The following is a 12,506-nucleotide window of genomic DNA, read 5'->3' as shown; positions in this document are numbered from 1 at the left end:
GCCTTCCACCACTGCCGATCCGGCCCCTCGTGTGAATTCTTCTGCCGCCGCGGCAGCGTGGTGGGGCGCCGCGGCGGCCGGCCGCTACTTCGAGCCGAGGCTCCAGTAGTAGGTGAAGTCGCCGACGGTGGCCTGGTGCACACCGTCGCCGCAGTCGGCGATCTTCGTCGGGGTGCCCTGGTGAGCGACCTGCTCCGGCGGCGTCGGCACCGACTCCGAGGACGTCCGGCAGCTGTCGATAGGAGCCTGCTCGCCCCTCCACGAGGCGAAGACCCTGTCGCCGCCCGTGGCGACGACGATGTCCGTGGCGTCGTGCGGGAGTTCCGCGGGAAGGGTGCCTGACTTGATCGCGTCGGTCGCATCCGATGCTGTTGCGTAGTCCTCCGAGCTGTAGGCGGCGAAGCCCCCGTTGCCGAAGAAGTCGGTGCCGGCGTCGCCGTCGCCGTTGATGGTGATGGAACCGCAGCCCGTGAGGAGGACGGCTGCGAGAGCGGCCCCTCCGGCAAGAGAGGCGGATTTGCGGATGGTCGAGGTCGAGATCATGGTGTCTCCAGTCAGGAAAGTGAACACAGTATTTTACATTCTGTTTCTGAGCAAAGAAGGAGAGAGTGCCGTAGTATGCAAACGCATAGAAATGGGGATCCCATGACCGACCAGCCCGCCGCCACCTTCCCGATCCAGCTCGGCCTCGACACGTTCGGCGACGTCACCGAGCCGATCTCCGGCACGCCTCTCGCGGCGACGCCCCTCACCCACGCTCAGTCGATCCGCAACCTCGTCGACCAGGCCGTCCTCGCCGACCAGATCGGCCTCGACTTCATCGGCGTCGGCGAGCACCACCGCGTCGACTTCGCCGTCTCCGCCCCTGAGGTCGTGCTCGGCGCCATCGCGGCGCGGACCACGAACATCCGCATGGGCTCCGCCGTGACGGTCCTCAGCTCCGACGACCCGGTCCGCGTCTACGAGCGCTTCGCCACCGTCGACGCCCTGTCGAACGGCCGTGCGGAAGTCATCCTCGGCCGGGGATCCTTCACCGAGTCGTTCCCCCTCTTCGGCCTCGACCTCGCCGACTACGAAGAGCTCTTCGAGGAGAAGATCAACCTCTTCGCCGAAGTCCTCCACGATGCGCCCGTCACCTGGAACGGGAACAAGCGGGGCCCACTGACCGACCAGTGGGTGTACCCGCGCCCCGAGTCGGGCACGCTGAAGACGTGGGTGGGCGTCGGCGGCTCGCCCCAGTCGGTCGTCCGCGCGGCGCACTACGGCATGCCGCTGTTCCTCGCCATCATCGGCGGCCAGCCGGCCCAGTTCGCGCCTTTCGCCGACCTGTACCGCCGTGCCCTGGCGCAGTTCGAGCAGCCCCTGCAGCCGATCGCCATGCACTCCCCCGGGTTCGTCGCGGCGACCGACGAAGAGGCTCTCGAGATCCTCTACCCGTACCAGGAGGCGCAGACCAACCAGCTCGGACGCGAGCGCGGCTGGCCGCCCTACTCACGGGAGCAGTACCTGGCGACCGCCGGCCCGGAGGGCGCCCTCTACGTCGGCTCACCCGAGACCGTGGCCACGAAGATCGTTCGCAACCTGCGCATCCTCGGTGCCTCGCGCTTCGACCTGCGGTACAGCATGGGTCTCCTGCCCCACGAACACCTCCTGTCGAGCATCGGGCTCTACGGCCGCGAGGTCGCGCCGATGGTCCGCGAGATGATGGCTGCGGCACCCGAGCCGATCGCCGGCTGACGACTCGCGACGGGCGGCGACCGGTCGGCTGACGCCTGGCAGCGAGGCCCGTGGGATGCACGATCCCCCGCTCGCTCAGCCCTCGCTCCGCCGCCCCGCCCTCACCGCGACCACCACGGCCAGCACGGCTGCGACGACCACCCCGATCAACGCCAGCGCCACCCCGCCCTCGTGCTGGTCGGCGACCGGAGGGGCACCCCACAGCCGCCCCATCGCGCCGTACCAGTTGGCCAGCAGCAGTCCGTCGCCGAGCGCCGGCACGATGCCGACGACGGCGGCCACGACGACCGTGCCGCCCACGACGGCGAGGCGGATGCCCGTTCGAGTCGCGTAGCGGACGGGATCCAGTCCGAGCAGCGCCTGCACCACGAGCCAGCCGACCAGCACAAGCTGGAGCACGAGCACCGTGTGCCCGCCGTAGGTCGTCAGCGACCAGCGGAACAGGGGCGTGAAGAGCCAGGCCCAGAGCGAGGCGGCGAGCAGGACGACGCCGGAAACCGGGTGGGTCAGCACCGCCGCCCCTCGGGAGCGCACGACCAGCATCAGCCACTCGCGGGGTCCGCGACTGCCGTCGGTGCGCTTGGCGATGCTGACCAGCGCGAGGGTCCAGGGCGCACCCGACGCCAGGAGCGCGGGCACGACGAATGCGACGAGCCCGACCAGGACGAAGTGCGCGCTGATCAGGTACCGCTCGTAGACGTTCAGGGCACCGTTCGTGGCCAGGAACAGGACGACGAGGCCGAGGCACCAGCGGATCGTCCGCCCCATGGGCCAAGCCTCTCCGCGGCGGCGGACCCGCACCACCCCCGCCACGTAGAACGCGACGAGGAAGGCGCAGGCGAGCAGCCAGACGAGGTCGAGGTTCCAGCCCGACACCCACCGGAGCGGAGAGAACTCGAGCGGAAGGGGTGAATCGGTGAGCACTTCGGCGGGCGACACCGCGCCGGTGTCGGTCAGAGCCTTCGCCGACACCGGATCGGCGGTCCGCGCCAGAGCAGCCGCAACACCCGACGCGATGCCGAGGAAGGCGAGCTCGGCCGAGACGAACCACCAGAACGTGCCCTGACGAGCCGCCGGGGAGTTCTGCATCCTGCCGACCAGCACCTGCCGGTGCACGACGCCGAAGAGCCCGAGGACGACGAGTGCAACGATCTTGACGACGACGAGGACGCCGTAGCGCGAGCCGAGCTCCGACCAGGAGCCCAGGCGGATGCCGGCGCTGGCGACCCCCGACACCGCCACCACGACGAAGCAGAGCAGGGCGAGCGTCGAGTACCGCGCGAGGACGAGCCCGACCCGCGGCCGGTCCAGGACCGGACGGAGCAGGACCAGCGCGAGGAGCCCGCCCAACCACACAGCGGCCCCTTCGATGTGGAGCCCGAGTGCAGTGACGGCGGCGACGTGCCCCGTCGTACCCGCGGCGTGCCCCTGCCCGGCGATGGGGATCAGGGCCGCCCCGGCGACCAGGGCGACCAGGAACACCGGTGTCACGCCGCGCACGGCGAAGCAGAGGACCGTCACGAGCGCCGCGACGAGGGTGGAGATCAGCCAGGCGAGCCCGAGACTCGTGTTGGTCAGGAAGAAGGCCAGCGATTCGCCGAATTTCGCGTCGGCGGTCACTCGGACGTTCGACACCGACAGGAACGTGAAGAACCCGGTGACGGCGGATGCGACGGTCCAGAAGGCGGCGCCGGCCGAGGCGATGTCGAGGGCGCGAGCCCACTCGGGGCGCGACGGCGTCAGCGCGAAGGTGCCGAGGGCGAGGGTGCCGATGGTCAGGGCTGCGCCGAGGTCGGTGAAGAGGGAGGCGATCGGGAGGCCGTAGCGCACGACCGCACCGGGGTCTTCGAGAAGCGGCTTCGCCGATGCCCCGCCGTAGACGAGAGCGACGAGAAGAGCCGCGAACGCCACCAGCGCCAGGAGGGCCGGCCCGGCGATTCTTGTCAGTCGTGGCACCCGGTAAGCCTAACGAGGACCACCTGCGAGACCCGCACCGGCCTGCGACGGCGCCGAGGCTCGGAATGTCGAAAGGGGCGCCGACCGAAGTCGACGCCCCTTTCGAGGTGGAACCGAGTTACTTGACTGCAGCCTTGAGCTTGGAGCCGGCGCTGACCTTGACGCTGTCGCTGGCGGCGATCTCGAGAGCCTCACCCGTCTGCGGGTTGCGGCCGGTGCGAGCGGCGCGGTGCGTCTTCTCGAAGGCGATCCATCCGGGGATGGTCACCTTGGTGCCGTCGGCGACCGTCTTCGAGACGACCGAGAACAGAGCGTCGACGACGCCGGAAACGGCAGCCTGGCTCTGACCCGACTCGGTGGCGACAGCTGCGACGAGCTCGGTACGGTTCAGTGACTTGTCAGCCATGTGTAGTCCTCCTCGGACACGGTTTTGGTGAAGTGATTTCTATGAAGTACCTAGGCGGTTCTCACGGGAACCGCCTCAGAACCTACCAGGAAGACTTCGTGATGCCCGGCAATTCGCCACGGTGCGCCATGTCGCGGAAGCGAACACGGCTGATGCCGTAGGCCTTGAGGTGACCGCGGGGGCGGCCGTCGACGGCGTCGCGGTTGCGCACGCGCACCGGCGAAGCGTTGCGGGGGAGCTTCTGGAGGCCGACGCGGGCGGCCTCGCGGCTCTCGTCGGTCCCATTCGGGTCGATGAGGGCCTTCTTCAGCTCGAGGCGCTTCGTGGCGTAGCGCGCCACGATGACCTTGCGCTGCTCGTTCTTGGCAACCATGCTCTTCTTCGCCATGTTTAGCGCTCCTCGCGGAATTCGACGTGCTTGCGGATGACCGGGTCGTACTTCTTCAGCACGAGGCGGTCGGGGTTGTTGCGACGGTTCTTCTTGGTCACGTACGTGAAACCGGTGCCCGCCGTCGAGCGGAGCTTGATGATCGGACGAACGTCCTGGCTCTTTGCCATTAGATTTTCTCCCCACGTGCGAGCAGGTCCTTGACGACCTTCTCGATGCCGCGCGAATCGATGACCTTGATGCCCTTGGCGCTGAGCGTCAGGGTGACATTACGTCGCAGCGACGGAACGTAGTAGGTCTTCTTCTGGATGTTGGGGTCGAAACGACGCTTGGTGCGTCGGTGCGAGTGCGAAATGTTGTGTCCGAAGCCGGGAACGGCTCCAGTCACCTGGCAGGTTGCTGCCATGGTTTTCCTCCGTAGATACCGTAGGAGCTTCGAGAAGCCCTACCCAAGGTCACTTGTCGGCACGCGTCCTTCCCGCCGCCGGAGCAGCGCCCGCCGAAGCGGACCAGGGGGAAATCGGCATACATGAGCGCAGATAGCACTCAACCAAGGGTCGAGCTTATACGACACGCCCGGGCTCGGCAAGCGCGGCCGAGCACTCGGCGCAGGTGCCGAACACGTCGACGACGTGCTCGGCCTGCGTGAAACCGTTCTCGGCCGCCACCTTCTGCGCCCAGGACTCCACCGGATCCGCCGAGATCTCCACGGTCTTGCCGCAGGTGCGGCAGATGAGGTGATGGTGATGCGTTCCCGGCGTGCAGGCGCGGTACAGACTCTCGCCGTCCTGCTGCAGCGTGTCGGCCTCGCCCTCCGACTCGAGCGACGACAGGGCGCGGTACACCGTGGCCAGACCGATCGGCGACCCCTGATCGCGCAGGTGCGAGTGGAGGACCTGAGCACTCACGAAACCCTCCGAGGTCGTCAGCGCGGTGCGGACGGCCTCCCGCTGCCAGGTGTTGCGCTTCACGGGGCGACCTCCGTCTTCGTCGGGGCGCTCGACACGGCCGAGACCTGACGCGTCGATCCCGTCGGCGGCAGCAGTCGCCCTCGCGTCCGGGAGCCGCGCTTCTCCCGCCGCCCGCCGACCAGACGGCAGACGAGCCAGATCGCGAACGAGATCGTGGTCACGTACGGCGAGATCGGAAGGCCGCCGCCGAGCGCGAGAAGGATGCCGCCCACGACCGAGACGACGGCGAACAGCATGCTCAACAGCGGCACGACCACCGGGTTCACGGTCAGGCGCAAAGCTGCGGCCGCCGGCGTCACCAGCAGCGAGAGCACGAGCAGCGCCCCGACGATCTGGACCGACACGGCGACGGAGAGGCCGAGCGCGAGCATGAACACGATCGAGAGCGTTCGCACGGGGATGCCCGCCGCGGCCGCGACGTCGGGGTCGATGCTCGCGAAGGTGAGGGGCCGCCACACGACCAGCAGGGTGACGATCACCACGAGCGAGATGGCCAGCAGCCACCCGAGCTGCGGGTTGTCGACGGAGACGATCTGCCCGGTCAGCAGCCCGAACTTGTTGGCGGAACGGCCCTGGTAGAGGGCGAGCGCGAGGATGCCCAGCCCCAGGCCGAAGGGCATGAGCACCGCGATGATCGAGTTGCGTTCGCGGGCACGATTGCCGAGCATCCCGATGATCAACGCCGCCAGCACGCTACCGATCAAGGACCCGGTGACGACGTTGACGCCGATCAGCAGGGCGATGGAGGCACCCGCGAACGACAGCTCGCTGATGCCGTGGACGGCGAACGGCAGGTTGCGCGTGATGACGAACGGGCCGATGAGCCCGCCGACGATGCCGAGCAGGGCGCCGGCGATCAACGAATTGCGGACCAGCACGACGAGTTCGCCGAAGTTCTGGAACGACAGGACGTGCGACAGGACCTGGCCGACGTCGGTGAGGCTCGAGGCGAGGAGGATCATCGGACGGGACCCTCCGGGTCGTGCTCGGGATGCGTGTGGTGCTGGCCGTCGCCGTGCGCCTCGGCCGCCTGAGTGCTGCCGACGATGACGATCCGCCCGAGGGTGCGGACGACGTCGACCGGCGTGCCGTACAGCTCGCTCAGCACGGGCGCCTGAAGCACCTCGTCGGGCGTGCCGATCGTGAAGCGTCCGCCGGCGATGTAGAGCACCCGGTCGACCACGTCGAGGATCGGGTTGACGTCGTGCGTGACGAAGACGACGGCGGCGCCCAGACTGCGGCGCTGCTGGTCGATCAGCTCGGTGACGCCGCGCTGGTGCTTCAGGTCGAGCGAGATCAGCGGCTCGTCGCAGAGGAGAAGAGCCGGCTGGGCGGCGAGCGCCTGGCCGACCCGGGCCCGCTGCTGCTCGCCCCCGGAGAGGGAGGCCACGGGGGCGGTGGCGAACGCCGAGGCGCCCACCTCGTCGACGAGGTCGTCGATCCGCCGGCGTTCGGCCCGGCTGGCACGGCGCAGGCCGAAGCGGTGGCCGAGGGCTCCGAGCGAGATCATGTCGCGGGTGCGGAGCGGGGTGCCGGCGTCCATCAACCGTTGCTGCGGAATGTAGCCGATCTTGCGATGGCCCCGCCGCACGGGCTGGTCGAGGAACTCGATCGACCCCTCCGACAGCTCCTGCTGCCCGAGGATCGCCTTGAGCAGCGTGGTCTTGCCGGCGCCGTTGGGCCCCAGGATCGCGACGAACTCGCCGGCTCGCACCTCGAGGTCGAGCCCCGACCAGAGCTGACGGTCGCCGAAGCGCATGCCTGCACCGCGCATCCTCAACACCACGGGCGTGGGATGCACGGCTTCACTCTCGCGGGACGTCACTTGCTCAGCGCCGCCTTGATCGCGTCCACGTTCCTCTGCTGCCACGCCTCGTAGTCTTCACCCTTCGGCAGCGTCTCCGTGACGGGGACGACCGCCAACCCGGCCTTCTCCGCGGCCTTCTGCGCCTCCGTCGCTTCGGGACTCGAGGCCTGCTCGTTGAAGGCGAGGAGCTTCACCTCCTTGCTCGCGAGGAGCTTGAGCATGTCGTTCAGCGCCGCGGGCGGCACGTCGTTGCCGGCCTCGACCGCCTCGGAGAATGCGGCCGGGGTGGCGTTGACCAGACCGATGGAGTCGAAGAGATAGCCGGGGACCGGCTCGGTATAGGTGACCTTCTGGCCGGCGTAGGTCGTCTTGAGCGCGGCCGTCTGGGCCTCCAGCTTGCCCATGGCCGTCTTGAACGTCGCTGCGTGGGAGAAGAAGGTGCTCGACTCCGCCGGATCGATCTTGGCGAGCTGGGCGGCGATGGCGTTCGCCACCTTCGTCATCGTCGGGTAGTCGTAGAAGACGTGCTCGTTGAGGTCGCCGTCGACGGCCTTGAAGCCCGAGACGTCGACAGCATTGACCAGCGGCGCCTTCGACTTCACCGACGAGCGCATCGTGTCGACGTAGTCGTCGTATCCGCCGCCGTTCTCGACGACGAGCTGCGCCTTGGAGATGGCGAGCTGCGTCTGGGCGTCGGCCTCGAACCCGTGCGGGTCTTGATTGGGATTGGTGAGGATGCTCGTGACCGACACCGCCTTGCCGCCGATCTGCGAGGCGATGTCGCCGTAGACGTCGGTCGAGGCGACGACCCTGATGGCTCCGCCACTCGCCGCGCCCGCCCCGGGCGAGGACGACGAGCACCCGGTGAGGGCGAACGCGGCCACTGCCGTCGTGGCGAGCAGGGGGACGAGCAGTCGCGACTTCATGACGCCGACGCTAGCGCTTATCGATAATGATTGTCAAAACCGCCAGGCCCGGTACCTGGGTGCCATCGAGATCATTCGACGGTGTGACACATCTGAAATATGACTAAGGCTACTGTCGACACCATGATCGAAGCACGCAACCTCACCAAGAGCTACGGCGACAAGACCGCCGTCCGCAACCTGTCCTTCCGTGTCGAACCCGGCACGGTCACCGGCTTCCTCGGCCCGAACGGCGCCGGCAAGTCGACCACCATGCGCATGATCGTCGGCCTCGACCGCCCCACCTCGGGCTCGGTCACCGTCAACGGCCGGCCCTACGTGTCCTCCTCCGCCCCGCTGCACGAGGTCGGCATCCTCCTCGACGCGAAAGCGGCCCACCCGGGTCGCACGGCCCGCAACCACCTCCGAGTGATCGCGTCCTCCAACGGCATCTCGAACCGCCGCGTCGACGAGGTCATCGAGCTGACCGGCCTCGGCGCGGTCGCCGGCAAGCGCGTCGGCAAGTTCTCGCTCGGCATGGGCCAGCGCGTCGGCATCGCCGCCGCCCTGCTCGGCGACCCCAAGGTCGTCATCCTCGACGAGCCCGTCAACGGCCTCGACCCCGAGGGTGTCCAGTGGGTTCGCCAGATGGTCCGTTCCATGGCGGCCGACGGACGCACCGTCCTCCTCTCCAGCCACCTGATGGAAGAGATGTCCAAGACCGCCGACCGCATAATCGTCCTCGGCAAGGGCGAGCTCATCGCCGACGCCAGCGTCGCCGAGATCCTCGCGCAGGCCGACGGCAACTCCGTCCGCGTCCGCACCAACGGCCTCGACCGCCTCGCTCAGATCCTCGCGCCCCTCGGCGGCACGATCACCACGACCGCCGCCGACACGGCCGAGATCACGGGCATCCCCCTCGAGCAGATCGCCGAACTCGCCTCGGCCAACGGCATCGTGCTCTACGAGCTCACCGCCGTGCAGGCCTCCCTCGAAGAGGCCTTCTTCGCCCTCACCCACGACGCGGTCGAGTACCGCACCAGCAACCACACGGAGTCCTCGCGATGACCACCCTCACCCCCTCCCTCCGCCCCCGCTCCACCGAGCGCCCCCGTCTCACCTTCGGCACCACGATGGCGTCGGAGTGGAAGAAGCTCCTCACCGTCCGCTCGACCGTCTACTCGGCCGTGACACTCGTATTCCTCGCCGTCGCGATGGTCGCCATCGTGGCTCTCTCCTACGAGCCTGTGACCTCGGCCACGCATCCTCAGGAGCTCGTGGGGCCGTCCCTCGCGGCCGGAGTGTCGTTCTCCCAGCTGGTGATGGGCATCCTCGCCGTCCTCATCGTCACCAGCGAGTACACGACGGGCCTCATTCAGTCGACTCTCGTCAGCAACCCGCGGCGCCTCAGCGTCCTCGCCGCCAAGGCCGTCGTCGCCTGCGTCACCGCGATCGTTCTCGGAGTCGTCTCGTGGGGACTCTCTGCGCTGATCGGCCTGCCGATCTTCGAGTCGAAGGGCTACCACGCGAGCCTGACCGACCCGTACGTGCTCGGCGGGCTGGGCACCACGGTCCTCTACCTCTTCGTTGTAGCGCTCTTCGGCGTCTTCGTCGGGTCCATCGTCCGCAGTAACGCGGCCGGCATCGCCATCGTCGTGGGTGTGCTGTTCGTCCTGCCGATCATCGGAAACTTCCTCCCCGAGTCGATCGACGCCGCGAAGTACTTGGTCTCGGATTCGACGCAGACCCTGGCGCTCGCCCTCTGCGACGACGTCTACCGCAAGCACGTTCCGGAAGCTCTGGTGGTGACCCTCTCCTGGCTCGTCGTCAGCGGAATCGGTGCAGTCGTCCTGCTCCGTAAGCGCGACGTCTGACCACCGGCCCAGTGACTGGCACTGCGGCATGACGACGCGAGCACTCCGGAGCGGTACCGTCGGTGCCATGGATCTCCGGGGTGCTCGCGCGCGTGCGCAGGCGGCGACTCTCGCCGCCGCCCAGGCGACACCGACGGTCCTTCCCATCACCGACGACGACCTCCTGCTGCCTCGGCCGCCGGGGGTCGTCCGGCGCTTCTGGGCCCGTCACACCCGGCTCGCCGACATCCTGATCGCCCTGGTCGTCCTCCTCCTCGGCTATGCCGAGAGCATCGACAACGGGCGCGGCACACAAGGGGCCGACTGGTTCGTCCACGGCTGGTTCGTGCTGCCCCTCGTCTCCGCGGCGGCGCTCCTCTGGCGGCGGACTCGTCCCGTCACCTCCCTCGTCATCGTCATCGTCTGCTCGTGCATCCTCACCGTCGTCGTGTCCCGACCCGACAGCACGGCACTCGTCGTCGCGGTCTACGCGATGGCCGTCTACTCCCGACCCCTGTTCGCCTGGATCGGCGCGGGTGCGGCCTACGCCGGCTACACCGTCTGCGCCATCGCGGGAGGCCACTTCCTCGACCACAGCTACGTCCTCGTCGTCGCCCTCGTCGTCACGCTGCTCTTCGGCAGCAACATCGGCAACCGGAAGCGCTACCTCGACGCCCTGATCGCCCGCGCCGGCCAGCTCGCCCGCGAGCGCGACCAGCAGGCCCAGCTCGCCACGGCCGCCGAACGCTCTCGCATCGCCCGCGAGATGCACGACATCGTGGCGCACAGCCTCTCGGTGATGGTCCGCCTGTCCGACGGTGCCGAGGCAGTCGTCGAGACGGATCCCGAACGCTCCCGCACCGCCGTGCGCCAGATCGGCGAATCCGGCCGCGAGGCGCTCCGCGAGATGCGGCGCCTTCTCGGCGTGCTGCGCGAGGAGGGCGAGACCGAGAGCCCGACCGACATCGCGCCGCAGCCCACACTCGCCGACCTCGACCACCTCCTCGAGACATATCGCTCGGCCGGGCTCCCCGTCGCCATCCAGCGGGTCGGCGACGAGCCCACGGCCGACGGGGTGCAGGTCGTGATCTACCGCGCCGTGCAGGAGGCCCTGACGAACGCGCTCCGCTACTCCGCCGAACCCACGCGCGTCCTCGTCCGGCTCGAACACACCGAGCAGGGCACGACGGTCGACGTCGTGGACGACGGCTTCCTCCGTGGCCCCGCTCCGTCCGTCGGCAGCGGCCGCGGTCTCGTCGGCCTCCGCGAGCGCGCCGCTCTCTACGGCGGCGTCGTCGAGGCCGGACCGCGCGGTGCCGACGGCCGCGGCTGGCGCATGCACATGACCCTCCCCCAAGCCAGAGGAACCTCCCGATGACCGACATCTCCCTCCTGCTCGTCGACGACCAAGACCTCATCCGAGCCGGCATGGCGATGGTGCTGGGCGCATCCCCCGGCCTTCGCATCATTGGCGAAGCCACCAACGGGGAAGACGCGGTGACGCGCGCCGCCGAGCTGAAGCCCGACGTGATCCTGATGGACGTCCGGATGCCCGGACTGGACGGCATCGAGGCGACTCGGCGTATCACCGCCGCCTCGTCGTCGACGCGGCTGATCATCCTCACCACCTTCGACCTCGACGAGTACGCGTTCGGCGGGCTGAACGCCGGGGCGAGCGGCTTCCTGCTGAAGGACGCGCCGCCGGCCGAGCTCGTGCAGGCGATCCACACCGTCGCCGGGGGCGAGGCGATCGTGTCGCCGCGCATCACGCAGAAGATGCTCGAGCTCTACCGGGGCACCCTGCCCGTCGGCGACGCCACGCCTGCCGCCGCGACGCCGCTGTCCGAGCGCGAGCACGAGGTGCTCGTCGCCATCGGACACGGGCTCTCCAACACCGAGATCGCGTCCAAGCTGTTCCTCTCCGAGTCGACGGTGAAGACGCACGTGGGGCGCGTGCTCGCCAAGCTCGAACTGCGCGATCGCGTCCAGGCCGTCATCTACGCGTACCAGCACGGCCTCGTCTGACCTCGCGCGACTGATACTCCGGTACCACCCCGTTCATCCCCCGTGACCATGCGGCCTGCGGGATGCACGGCTTACGCTTGATATATGACATACGTACAAACGCGCCCGCTCAAGGACGGCGCCCTCGCCTCCCTGCTCCTCGCCGCGATCGTCGGAGTCGCCTGATGCGCGCCGACATCACGACTCTCGATCGGCCCGTCCCGGTCCGCCGCTACGTGGTGGCGGGGCTCGCCGTCCTCGCCACCCTCTTCGTCGTCCTCAACTGGCAGACGGTCCTCTCGTTCCTCGTGCTCGCCGGCCTCGTCCTGCTGGGTCTCGCACTGGTGACCGCACTGCTGGTCAGGCTGGCGCTCGGCAAGCACCGCGGCGACGGCTCCCGGCTGGCCGTCCTCCTCGGTGCCGTCGCCGTCTTCGTCGCCTGGCGCAAGCGCGACCGCTGATTCCCTCCGAAAAGGACA

General features: G+C 68.8%; 16 protein-coding genes. 6 read left to right on the top strand and 10 right to left on the bottom strand.

The features are described 5' to 3' along the window. Positions 1–84: 84 nt before the first annotated feature. Complete coding sequence (locus tag ABEA39_RS17515) at positions 85–543, bottom strand: hypothetical protein (protein ID WP_345377256.1); 459 nt, start codon at positions 541–543, stop codon at positions 85–87. A gap of 102 nt (positions 544–645) precedes the next feature. Between ABEA39_RS17515 and ABEA39_RS17510 the strand changes: the two genes are divergently transcribed. After that, complete coding sequence (locus ABEA39_RS17510) at positions 646–1,737, top strand: LLM class flavin-dependent oxidoreductase (protein WP_345377255.1); 1,092 nt, start codon at positions 646–648, stop codon at positions 1,735–1,737. Positions 1,738–1,812: 75 nt separating this feature from the next. On the opposite strand, the gene ABEA39_RS17505 is transcribed toward ABEA39_RS17510, so the two are convergent. From ABEA39_RS17505 to ABEA39_RS17465, 9 genes are all read right to left on the bottom strand, one after another. Then, entirely contained in the window at positions 1,813–3,693 is a 1,881-nt protein-coding gene (locus ABEA39_RS17505) for a cytochrome c oxidase assembly protein (RefSeq protein WP_345377254.1), read from the bottom strand. A gap of 118 nt (positions 3,694–3,811) precedes the next feature. Continuing rightward, a complete protein-coding gene (locus tag ABEA39_RS17500) occupies positions 3,812–4,099 on the bottom strand; it encodes an HU family DNA-binding protein (RefSeq protein ID WP_345377253.1) in 288 nt (95 codons plus the stop codon). 82 nt (positions 4,100–4,181) lie between these two features. Then, positions 4,182–4,487 carry a 30S ribosomal protein S14 gene (gene rpsN / locus ABEA39_RS17495; RefSeq protein ID WP_345377252.1) on the bottom strand — a complete coding sequence of 102 codons (306 nt, stop codon included), beginning with the start codon at positions 4,485–4,487 and terminating at the stop codon, positions 4,182–4,184. Between the two features lie 2 nt (positions 4,488–4,489). Beyond that, positions 4,490–4,657: a 50S ribosomal protein L33 gene (rpmG, locus tag ABEA39_RS17490; protein WP_055961458.1), complete on the bottom strand. Its 168-nt coding sequence runs from the start codon at positions 4,655–4,657 to the stop codon at positions 4,490–4,492. Further along, positions 4,657–4,893 carry a 50S ribosomal protein L28 gene (gene rpmB, locus ABEA39_RS17485; protein ID WP_066275737.1) on the bottom strand — a complete coding sequence of 79 codons (237 nt, stop codon included), beginning with the start codon at positions 4,891–4,893 and terminating at the stop codon, positions 4,657–4,659. Before rpmB ends, rpmG begins: the two co-directional genes overlap by 1 nt. Before the next feature lie 157 nt (positions 4,894–5,050). After that, positions 5,051–5,458, bottom strand: a complete 408-nt coding sequence (locus tag ABEA39_RS17480) for a Fur family transcriptional regulator (RefSeq protein ID WP_345377251.1) — start codon at positions 5,456–5,458, stop codon at positions 5,051–5,053. Beyond that, complete coding sequence (locus ABEA39_RS17475; RefSeq protein ID WP_345377250.1) at positions 5,455–6,420, bottom strand: metal ABC transporter permease; 966 nt, start codon at positions 6,418–6,420, stop codon at positions 5,455–5,457. The genes ABEA39_RS17480 and ABEA39_RS17475 overlap by 4 nt, the downstream gene beginning before the upstream one ends. Next, the gene (locus tag ABEA39_RS17470) at positions 6,417–7,232 is read right to left on the bottom strand and encodes a metal ABC transporter ATP-binding protein (protein ID WP_425556998.1); all 816 of its coding nucleotides are present in this window, start codon (positions 7,230–7,232) and stop codon (positions 6,417–6,419) included. Before ABEA39_RS17470 ends, ABEA39_RS17475 begins: the two co-directional genes overlap by 4 nt. Before the next feature lie 47 nt (positions 7,233–7,279). Beyond that, entirely contained in the window at positions 7,280–8,191 is a 912-nt protein-coding gene (locus ABEA39_RS17465; RefSeq protein WP_345377248.1) for a metal ABC transporter solute-binding protein, Zn/Mn family, read from the bottom strand. 123 nt (positions 8,192–8,314) lie between these two features. Here ABEA39_RS17465 and ABEA39_RS17460 point away from each other — a divergent pair, with 123 nt between their 5' ends. The 5 genes from ABEA39_RS17460 (at position 8,315) to ABEA39_RS17440 (ending at position 12,488) form a co-directional block, all read left to right on the top strand. Continuing rightward, positions 8,315–9,238 carry an ABC transporter ATP-binding protein gene (locus tag ABEA39_RS17460; protein ID WP_345377247.1) on the top strand — a complete coding sequence of 308 codons (924 nt, stop codon included), beginning with the start codon at positions 8,315–8,317 and terminating at the stop codon, positions 9,236–9,238. Further along, on the top strand, positions 9,235–10,044 hold the full coding sequence (locus tag ABEA39_RS17455) for a hypothetical protein (protein WP_345377246.1): 810 nt from the start codon (positions 9,235–9,237) through the stop codon (positions 10,042–10,044). Before ABEA39_RS17460 ends, ABEA39_RS17455 begins: the two co-directional genes overlap by 4 nt. Before the next feature lie 67 nt (positions 10,045–10,111). Further along, positions 10,112–11,401, top strand: a complete 1,290-nt coding sequence (locus ABEA39_RS17450) for a sensor histidine kinase (RefSeq protein WP_345377245.1) — start codon at positions 10,112–10,114, stop codon at positions 11,399–11,401. Then, positions 11,398–12,048, top strand: coding sequence for a response regulator transcription factor (locus ABEA39_RS17445; RefSeq protein ID WP_345377244.1), 651 nt, complete (start codon positions 11,398–11,400; stop codon positions 12,046–12,048). Before ABEA39_RS17450 ends, ABEA39_RS17445 begins: the two co-directional genes overlap by 4 nt. 164 nt (positions 12,049–12,212) lie before the next feature. Further along, positions 12,213–12,488, top strand: coding sequence for a hypothetical protein (locus ABEA39_RS17440; protein ID WP_345377243.1), 276 nt, complete (start codon positions 12,213–12,215; stop codon positions 12,486–12,488). Positions 12,489–12,506: the final 18 nt, after the last annotated feature.

Source organism: Frondihabitans cladoniiphilus, from assembly GCF_039544345.1.
Classification (GTDB): Bacteria; Actinomycetota; Actinomycetes; order Actinomycetales; family Microbacteriaceae; genus Frondihabitans; species Frondihabitans cladoniiphilus.
This window is presented reverse-complemented; position numbering and strand designations above follow the sequence as displayed.

What these genes read in the sequence shown, in the direction of transcription:
- ABEA39_RS17515 (WP_345377256.1), bottom strand. Translation starts at nt 543, where the DNA reads ATGATCTCGACCTCGACCATCCGCAAATCCGCCTCTCTTGCCGGAGGG.
- ABEA39_RS17510 (WP_345377255.1), top strand. Translation starts at nt 646, where the DNA reads ATGACCGACCAGCCCGCCGCCACCTTCCCGATCCAGCTCGGCCTCGAC.
- ABEA39_RS17500 (WP_345377253.1), bottom strand. Translation starts at nt 4,099, where the DNA reads ATGGCTGACAAGTCACTGAACCGTACCGAGCTCGTCGCAGCTGTCGCC.
- rpsN (WP_345377252.1), bottom strand. Translation starts at nt 4,487, where the DNA reads ATGGCGAAGAAGAGCATGGTTGCCAAGAACGAGCAGCGCAAGGTCATC.
- rpmG (WP_055961458.1), bottom strand. Translation starts at nt 4,657, where the DNA reads ATGGCAAAGAGCCAGGACGTTCGTCCGATCATCAAGCTCCGCTCGACG.
- rpmB (WP_066275737.1), bottom strand. Translation starts at nt 4,893, where the DNA reads ATGGCAGCAACCTGCCAGGTGACTGGAGCCGTTCCCGGCTTCGGACAC.
- ABEA39_RS17475 (WP_345377250.1), bottom strand. Translation starts at nt 6,420, where the DNA reads ATGATCCTCCTCGCCTCGAGCCTCACCGACGTCGGCCAGGTCCTGTCG.
- ABEA39_RS17470 (WP_425556998.1), bottom strand. Translation starts at nt 7,232, where the DNA reads ATGCGCGGTGCAGGCATGCGCTTCGGCGACCGTCAGCTCTGGTCGGGG.
- ABEA39_RS17465 (WP_345377248.1), bottom strand. Translation starts at nt 8,191, where the DNA reads ATGAAGTCGCGACTGCTCGTCCCCCTGCTCGCCACGACGGCAGTGGCC.
- ABEA39_RS17460 (WP_345377247.1), top strand. Translation starts at nt 8,315, where the DNA reads ATGATCGAAGCACGCAACCTCACCAAGAGCTACGGCGACAAGACCGCC.
- ABEA39_RS17455 (WP_345377246.1), top strand. Translation starts at nt 9,235, where the DNA reads ATGACCACCCTCACCCCCTCCCTCCGCCCCCGCTCCACCGAGCGCCCC.
- ABEA39_RS17450 (WP_345377245.1), top strand. Translation starts at nt 10,112, where the DNA reads ATGGATCTCCGGGGTGCTCGCGCGCGTGCGCAGGCGGCGACTCTCGCC.
- ABEA39_RS17445 (WP_345377244.1), top strand. Translation starts at nt 11,398, where the DNA reads ATGACCGACATCTCCCTCCTGCTCGTCGACGACCAAGACCTCATCCGA.
- ABEA39_RS17440 (WP_345377243.1), top strand. Translation starts at nt 12,213, where the DNA reads ATGCGCGCCGACATCACGACTCTCGATCGGCCCGTCCCGGTCCGCCGC.